This window comes from Hominisplanchenecus sp., assembly GCF_046967715.1.
Classification (GTDB): Bacteria; Bacillota; Clostridia; order Lachnospirales; family Lachnospiraceae; genus Hominisplanchenecus; species Hominisplanchenecus faecis.
Window position 1 is genome coordinate 44,092 of record NZ_JBKVNQ010000013.1, and the last position, 6,664, is coordinate 50,755.

The following is a 6,664-nucleotide window of genomic DNA, read 5'->3' on the forward strand; positions in this document are numbered from 1 at the left end:
AGAATTTGCAGTTTTAACCTCACAGAAGCAGCGATATAATAATAGAAAGCTTTTGTGAGGTTTTTTGTATTGTTTGTAAAGATCAAAACATTTCACCGCAAAAAGATCGTGGCTGTTTTTGCACTGTGCATGGCGGCGATGCTTTTTCTGATTGGGCGGCTGGGGTATCTGATGCTGCTTCGGGCAGATTATTACAGCGAAAAAGCACAGGATCTCCATGAGAGGGAGCGAAGTATCAAAGCGGCCCGCGGAAAAATTCTGGACTGCAACGGAAAAGTGCTGGCGGATAATAAGACGGTATGTACGATTTCTGTGATCCACAGTCAGATCAAAGAGCCGGAAAAAGTGATCGATGTGCTGACAGAAGAACTGGGGCTGGAGCGTGACCAGGTCAAGAAACGCGTGGAAAAGAACAGTTCCATTGAGCGGATCAAAACGAATGTGGATAAACAGACCGGGGATAAAATAAGAGAATACGATCTGGCTGGCGTGAAAGTAGATGAAGACTATAAGAGAAATTATCCATATGGAAATCTGGCTTCCAAAGTGCTTGGATTTACCGGAAGTGACAATCAGGGGATCGTGGGACTGGAAGTCAAATATGAGAGCATCTTAAAAGGAACAGACGGGCAGATTCTGACCATGACGGATGCCAGAGGTGTGGAATTATCCGACACCGGAGAAGGAAGAAAAGAGCCGGTTTCCGGGAAAAATCTAATCTTAAGCCTGGATGCAAACCTGCAGGAGTATGCACAGCAGGCGGCTTACCAGGCACTGGAACAGAAACAGGCAGACAGTGTCTCCATTATTCTGATGCGGCCCGGGAACGGGGAGATCCTGGCGATGGTAAATGTACCGGAATACGATCTGAATGATCCGTTTAACCTGAAAAAAAGTACGAATGGCATGTCACAGCAGGAAATTCAGGATGAAAGAAACAAAATGTGGCGAAATGGCTGCATCAACGACACGTATGAGCCGGGTTCGACATTTAAGATCATAACGGCATCGGCAGCTCTGGAAGAGGGCGTTGTAACACCGGAAGATACTTTCAGCTGTCCCGGATTTCGGATTGTCGATGACAGGAGGATACGCTGCCATAAAACGACCGGTCATGGAAGTGAGACGTTTGTGCAGGGGGTCATGAATTCCTGCAATCCGGTTTTTATTGAAGTGGGACAGCGGCTGGGGACAGATGCTTTTTACAGGTATTTTCAGCAGTTCGGTCTGCTCGAAAAGACTGGGATCGATCTTCCGGGAGAGGCAGGGACGATCATGCATCAGAAAAAGGATATCGGGCCGGTGGAACTGGCAACGATCTCGTTCGGACAGTCCTTTCAGATCACGCCGATCCGTCTGGCAGCAACGGTGTGTTCCCTGATCAATGGCGGCCATAAGATCACGCCGCATTTTGGGGTGGAAGTGCGGGAAGATGACGGTACTTTGCTGGAAACACTTTCTTATAAGGAAGGAAAACAGATCGTATCGGAGCAGGTTTCCAAGACAATGAGGATGATTCTCGAAAAAGTCGTTTCCGAAGGAGGCGGCAAAAAGGCCTATATCGAAGGATATCATATAGGAGGAAAGACAGCGACTTCCGAGACACTGCCGCGAAGTGCAAATAAATACATTTCCTCTTTTCTTGGATTTGTTCCGGCAGAAGATCCCAGGATCCTTGGAATCTGTATTATAAACAATCCGCAGGGCGTATATTATGGAGGAACGATTTGTGCCCCGGTCATGCGGACGGTTTTTGAAAATATTCTGCCTTATCTCGGAATCGAAAAAGAAGCTGCACAGGAAACGGATGCGGTCAGAACAATGGATCAAGTCGAACATTTGCTGTCTGCTGAATAAAACAGAAGGGGAGTCTTTTCCGACTAAGATAAAACAGTTGCGAAAAAAGAGGAAAAGTTTTATACTAGCATAGAGTTATGCGTCGCAGACAAGCGGCCTGACAACCAGAAAACGAGGCCGCCGTTATGCGGCAGCAGGAGGTAAATATGAAAATAAGTACAGAAGTAATCATTGCATTGCTGGCATCCTTTGCAATCAGTGTCGTCTTGAGTCCGATCATTATCCCATTCCTGAAAAGACTGAAGATCGGTCAGACGGAACGAACCGAAGGTGTACAGTCCCATCTTGAAAAAGCAGGCACGCCGACTATGGGAGGACTGATCATTCTGATCAGTGTGCTGGTCACCTCTCTTTTCTTTATCCGCAGATATCCGAACATCATCCCGGTTCTGTTTCTGACACTGGGTTTTGGTATCATCGGATTTCTGGATGATTATCTGAAAGTTGTGCTTCGAAGATCCGACGGTCTGCTTCCGAAGCAGAAAATGCTCGGACAGATCATTGTTACGACCATTTTTCTGGCGTATATCCTGATCGTGGACAAAAGTTTCCTGACGATGAGGATCCCGTTCAGCGATCAGTATTTTGACTGCAAATGGATCACGGTTCCGCTGGTTTATCTGGCAGTGATCGGAACAGTCAACGGAGTCAACTTTACCGATGGACTTGACGGACTGGCAACAGGCGTTACGACAATGGTCGCTGTATTCTTTACTGCTGTATCCATCGGGCTTGGCGGCGGCATTGAGCCAATCACGGCAGCGGTTACCGGTGCACTGCTCGGATTTCTGTTATTTAACGTCTATCCGGCACAGGTATTTATGGGAGATACCGGATCTCTGGCACTTGGAGGATTTGTGGCAGGTGCAGCCTATGTGCTGAAGATGCCGTGGATCATCCTGGTTGTCGGACTGATCTATCTGGTGGAGGTACTCTCTGTTATGATCCAGGTCACCTACTTTAAGAAGACCGGCGGAAAACGATTCTTTAAGATGGCCCCGATCCATCATCATTTTGAGCTTTGTGGCTGGTCTGAGACCAGAGTTGTGGCAGTCTTTACCGTTGTGACAGCACTGTTGTGCTTGCTGGGACTCGTTCTGGTATCATAAACAGATATCAAGGTGGAGTATTAAGCCATAGCAAGACATCATAGCTTCAGGTTTTTAATTCTGACAGCATAGTATAAGATACGAACATCGAGGAGGAGAATAGAAGATGGATTTTAAAGATAAAAAGGTCCTGGTATTCGGAAGCGGCATCAGCGGCATCGGAGCCTGTGAGCTTCTGGAAAAAAGCGGTGCAACTGTAATTTTGTTTGATGGCAATGAAAAGCTTCACGAGGAAGCAATCCGCATGAAACTGCCTTCCGCAAGCAAGGCACAGATCCTGATCGGGCAGATCAGTGATGAGCAGTTAAAAGAGCTGGATCTTGTGGTATTAAGTCCTGGTGTACCGACAGATCTGCCGGTGGTAGAAAAAATGAAAGCAGCCGGCATCCGCATCTGGGGTGAAGTAGAGCTGGCATATGAAAACGCAAAAGGCGATGTTCTGGCGATCACCGGCACGAACGGAAAGACGACAACAACCAGCCTTTTAGGTGAAATCATGAAATGCTGGAAAGAGAGCGTTTATGTCGTTGGAAACATTGGAAATCCTTATACGCAGGCAGCTCCGAAGATGACAGAAGAGAGTGTGACCGTTGCGGAGATCAGCAGTTTTCAGCTGGAGACGATCGATCAGTTCCATCCAAAGGTAAGTGCGATCTTAAATATCACACCGGATCATCTGAACCGCCATCATACCATGGAAGAGTACATAAGAGTCAAAGAGCTCATCACCAAAAATCAGACATCCGAAGATACCTGTGTCCTCAACTACGAAGATCCGATCCTGCGTGCATTTGGAGAAAATCTTCAGATCAGGGTATTATTTTTCAGCAGTGAGCGTAAACTGAAACAGGGACTTTATCTGGAAGATGAGACGATCTGGTATGCAGATGAGAGTCAGAAACTTGCAATCTGCAAAACACAGGATTTAAATATCGTCGGCAAACATAACTACGAAAACGTAATGGCAGCAGCCGGCATGGCATTATCTTACGGCGTTCCGCTTGAAAAGATCCAGGAAGCAGTAAAAGCATTCCAGGCAGTAGAACACCGCATTGAGTTTGTGACAGAGAAAAGCGGTGTTGTTTATTACAACGATTCCAAAGGAACCAATCCGGATGCGGCGATCAAGGGCATCCAGGCGATGTCACGCCCGACTCTGCTGATCGGAGGCGGATATGACAAAGGCTCCGATTACACGGAATGGATTCAGTCTTTTGACGGCAAAGTAAAATATCTGGTACTGCTCGGTGTTACAAAAGAAAAAATTGCAGAAACAGCACGTAAGTGTGGATTTGATAACATCATCATGACAGAAAGCCTCGAAGAAGCCGTCAAAGTTTGTGCAGAAAATGCAGAAAGCGGCGATGCCGTACTTCTTTCACCGGCATGTGCGAGCTGGGATATGTTCCCAAGCTACGAAGTCCGCGGAAGAAGATTCAAAGAATTAGTAAGAAATTTATAATCCGGGAATGCAGGGAGTGATGCAATGAGAACAAAATCCGGCAGAGGAGATGTACTGCTGGTATGCATGGTGCTGTTTCTTGTTGTTTTTGGGCTAGCAGTGTTATACAGCACCGGTTCCTACAATGGGAGTGTCCGCTTCGGAGATGCTTTTTATTATATGAAAAAGCAGTTTTTTGCAGCGGCACTCGGGATGCTTGCCATGTACCTGATCAGCTGTATGGATTACCATATTTTTGAAAAATATGCCATCGCAGCCTATCTGATCTCCCTTGCATTATCCACCTTGGTATTATTTGCGGGCAATGCTTACAACGGTTCCAGAAGATGGCTCTCACTTGGTCCTCTTTCCTTTCAGCCGTCCGAGTTTGCCAAACTTGCCGTGATTCTGTTTCTGGCAAGAATGGTCGGAAGACAGAAGAAAAAAAGGAACAGTTTTCTGAACCTGGTGTTTGTGATTGCTCTGGTACTGCCGATCGTGGCACTGGTAGGGACGAACAACTTAAGTACGGCGATCATCATTCTCGGCATCGCAGTGATCGTAGTGTTTGTATCGGACAAAAGATATATGCAGTTTGTGTGGATCGCGGCGGCCGGAGCAGGCATGATGGCGTTGTTCCTTGGGATGGAGTCTTACCGCCTGGAGAGGATCGCCATCTGGAAGAATCCGGAGGCTTACGAAAAGGGCTATCAGACAATCCAGGGACTTTATGCGATCGGTTCCGGCGGACTGTTCGGCAGAGGATTCGGCGAGAGCATCCAGAAGCTCGGATTCGTGCCGGAGGCACAGAATGATATGATCTTTTCAATCATCTGCGAAGAACTTGGATTTGTCGGTGCCACGATCCTGATGCTTGTTTTTCTGGTGCTGATCTGGAGGTTTATGGTGATTGCTGTACATGCACCGGATCTTTTCGGGTCACTGATCGCGGCGGGAGCCATGGGGCACATCGCGATCCAGGTGATTTTAAATGTAGCCGTTGTGACAAACACGATTCCGAATACCGGGATCACACTTCCGTTTATCAGTTATGGAGGTACTTCCGTTTTGTTTCTGCTCTCGGAGATGGGGCTGGTTTTGGCAGTCAGCCGGTGGCAAAGCGAGAAAAAATGCATATGATAATTTTATAGAAGCAATTTCCAGATTGAGTAAGCGGAGGGGTTTGGGTGGAATACTTTGAAATAACAGGTGGAACACCTCTGCACGGAAGTATCACACTTCAGGGTTCCAAAAATGCGGCCCTGCCTTTGATGGCGGCATCCATTCTGCATCCGGGCAGGACGACGCTGCATCATGTTCCGGCGATTCGTGATGTTGATGTGATGATTGAAATACTGGAGAATATCGGCTGTACGGTACAGAAAGACAACGGGACGCTGATCATAGATGCTGCAAAAGCAGAACATTTTGAGGTCGCAGCATCGCTCGGCGAGCGGATGCGTTCCACGATCATTCTGCTCGGATCGATGCTTGGAAGAGCCGGGAGGGCGAAAATGCCGTTTCCGGGAGGCTGTATCATCGGGATGCGGCCGATCGACATCCATATCACCTCCCTTGGAAAGATGGGAGTTGTCTGTGAAGAGACAGACGGCATGCTCTGTGCAGTGACAGACGGCCTTTGCGGGAGCAGGATCCATCTTCGTTTTCCAAGTGTCGGTGCCACGGAAAATGTCATTCTTGCGGCTGTTTATGCCAGAGGGCGTACCCGGATTGAAAACTGTGCAAAAGAACCGGAAATTGCAGAACTTTGCAGATTTCTGCGTGAGAAAGGTGCAAAGATCGAAGGAGAGGGAACTTCCTGTATCCTGGTAGAAGGAGTCAGCCATCTGAGGGACAGCACCTACACGCTGATGCCGGATCGGATCGTGGCAGGCACCTATCTGTTTGCAGCGGCAGCGACCAGAGGCGAGATTTGTCTGGAAGGGATGCGTCCATCCGATATGGAGTCCGTCCTGGATGTGCTTGGCAGGATGGGTGCAGTGTATGAGAACAGGGAAGATGGATTTTACCTGGATGGAAGAAAAGCGATAAATCCGCTTCCTGTGGTCTGTACAGAGACGTATCCCGGTTTTCCGACGGATCTGCAGTCCCAGCTGCTTGCAACGCTCTGCGTGGCCAGGGGCAGAAGCGTGATCCGGGAGTGTATTTTTGAAGAACGCTTCCGAATTGCACCGTGGCTGAACCGGATGGGGGCGGATGTGACCACAGACGGCAGGGAAGCTGTGATCGAAGGAAA

The 6,664-nt window shown here is 48.1% G+C and carries 5 protein-coding genes; all 5 read left to right on the forward strand.

Annotated features, from left to right (window positions below; all coding sequences use genetic code 11):
- The first annotated feature begins 129 nt into the window (after positions 1 to 129).
- On the forward strand, positions 130 to 1,857 hold the full coding sequence (locus tag ACLTL4_RS03270; RefSeq protein WP_412290502.1) for a peptidoglycan D,D-transpeptidase FtsI family protein: 1,728 nt from the start codon (positions 130 to 132) through the stop codon (positions 1,855 to 1,857).
- Between the two features lie 146 nt (positions 1,858 to 2,003).
- Positions 2,004 to 2,966 carry a phospho-N-acetylmuramoyl-pentapeptide-transferase gene (gene mraY, locus ACLTL4_RS03275; RefSeq protein WP_179966530.1) on the forward strand — a complete coding sequence of 321 codons (963 nt, stop codon included), beginning with the start codon at positions 2,004 to 2,006 and terminating at the stop codon, positions 2,964 to 2,966.
- 106 nt (positions 2,967 to 3,072) lie between these two features.
- Entirely contained in the window at positions 3,073 to 4,428 is a 1,356-nt protein-coding gene (gene murD / locus ACLTL4_RS03280; RefSeq protein WP_022118344.1) for a UDP-N-acetylmuramoyl-L-alanine--D-glutamate ligase, read from the forward strand.
- A 24-nt stretch (positions 4,429 to 4,452) separates the two neighbouring features.
- On the forward strand, positions 4,453 to 5,547 hold the full coding sequence (locus tag ACLTL4_RS03285; protein WP_022118343.1) for an FtsW/RodA/SpoVE family cell cycle protein: 1,095 nt from the start codon (positions 4,453 to 4,455) through the stop codon (positions 5,545 to 5,547).
- Positions 5,548 to 5,594: 47 nt separating this feature from the next.
- Positions 5,595 to 6,664: UDP-N-acetylglucosamine 1-carboxyvinyltransferase (murA, locus tag ACLTL4_RS03290; RefSeq protein WP_412320220.1), on the forward strand; the 1,070-nt coding region annotated here is incomplete at its 3' end.

Coding starts and splice junctions, on each gene's coding strand:
- ACLTL4_RS03270 (WP_412290502.1), top strand. CDS start 130: ATGGCGGCGATGCTTTTTCTGATTGGGCGGCTGGGGTATCTGATGCTG.
- mraY (WP_179966530.1), top strand. CDS start 2,004: ATGAAAATAAGTACAGAAGTAATCATTGCATTGCTGGCATCCTTTGCA.
- murD (WP_022118344.1), top strand. CDS start 3,073: ATGGATTTTAAAGATAAAAAGGTCCTGGTATTCGGAAGCGGCATCAGC.
- ACLTL4_RS03285 (WP_022118343.1), top strand. CDS start 4,453: ATGAGAACAAAATCCGGCAGAGGAGATGTACTGCTGGTATGCATGGTG.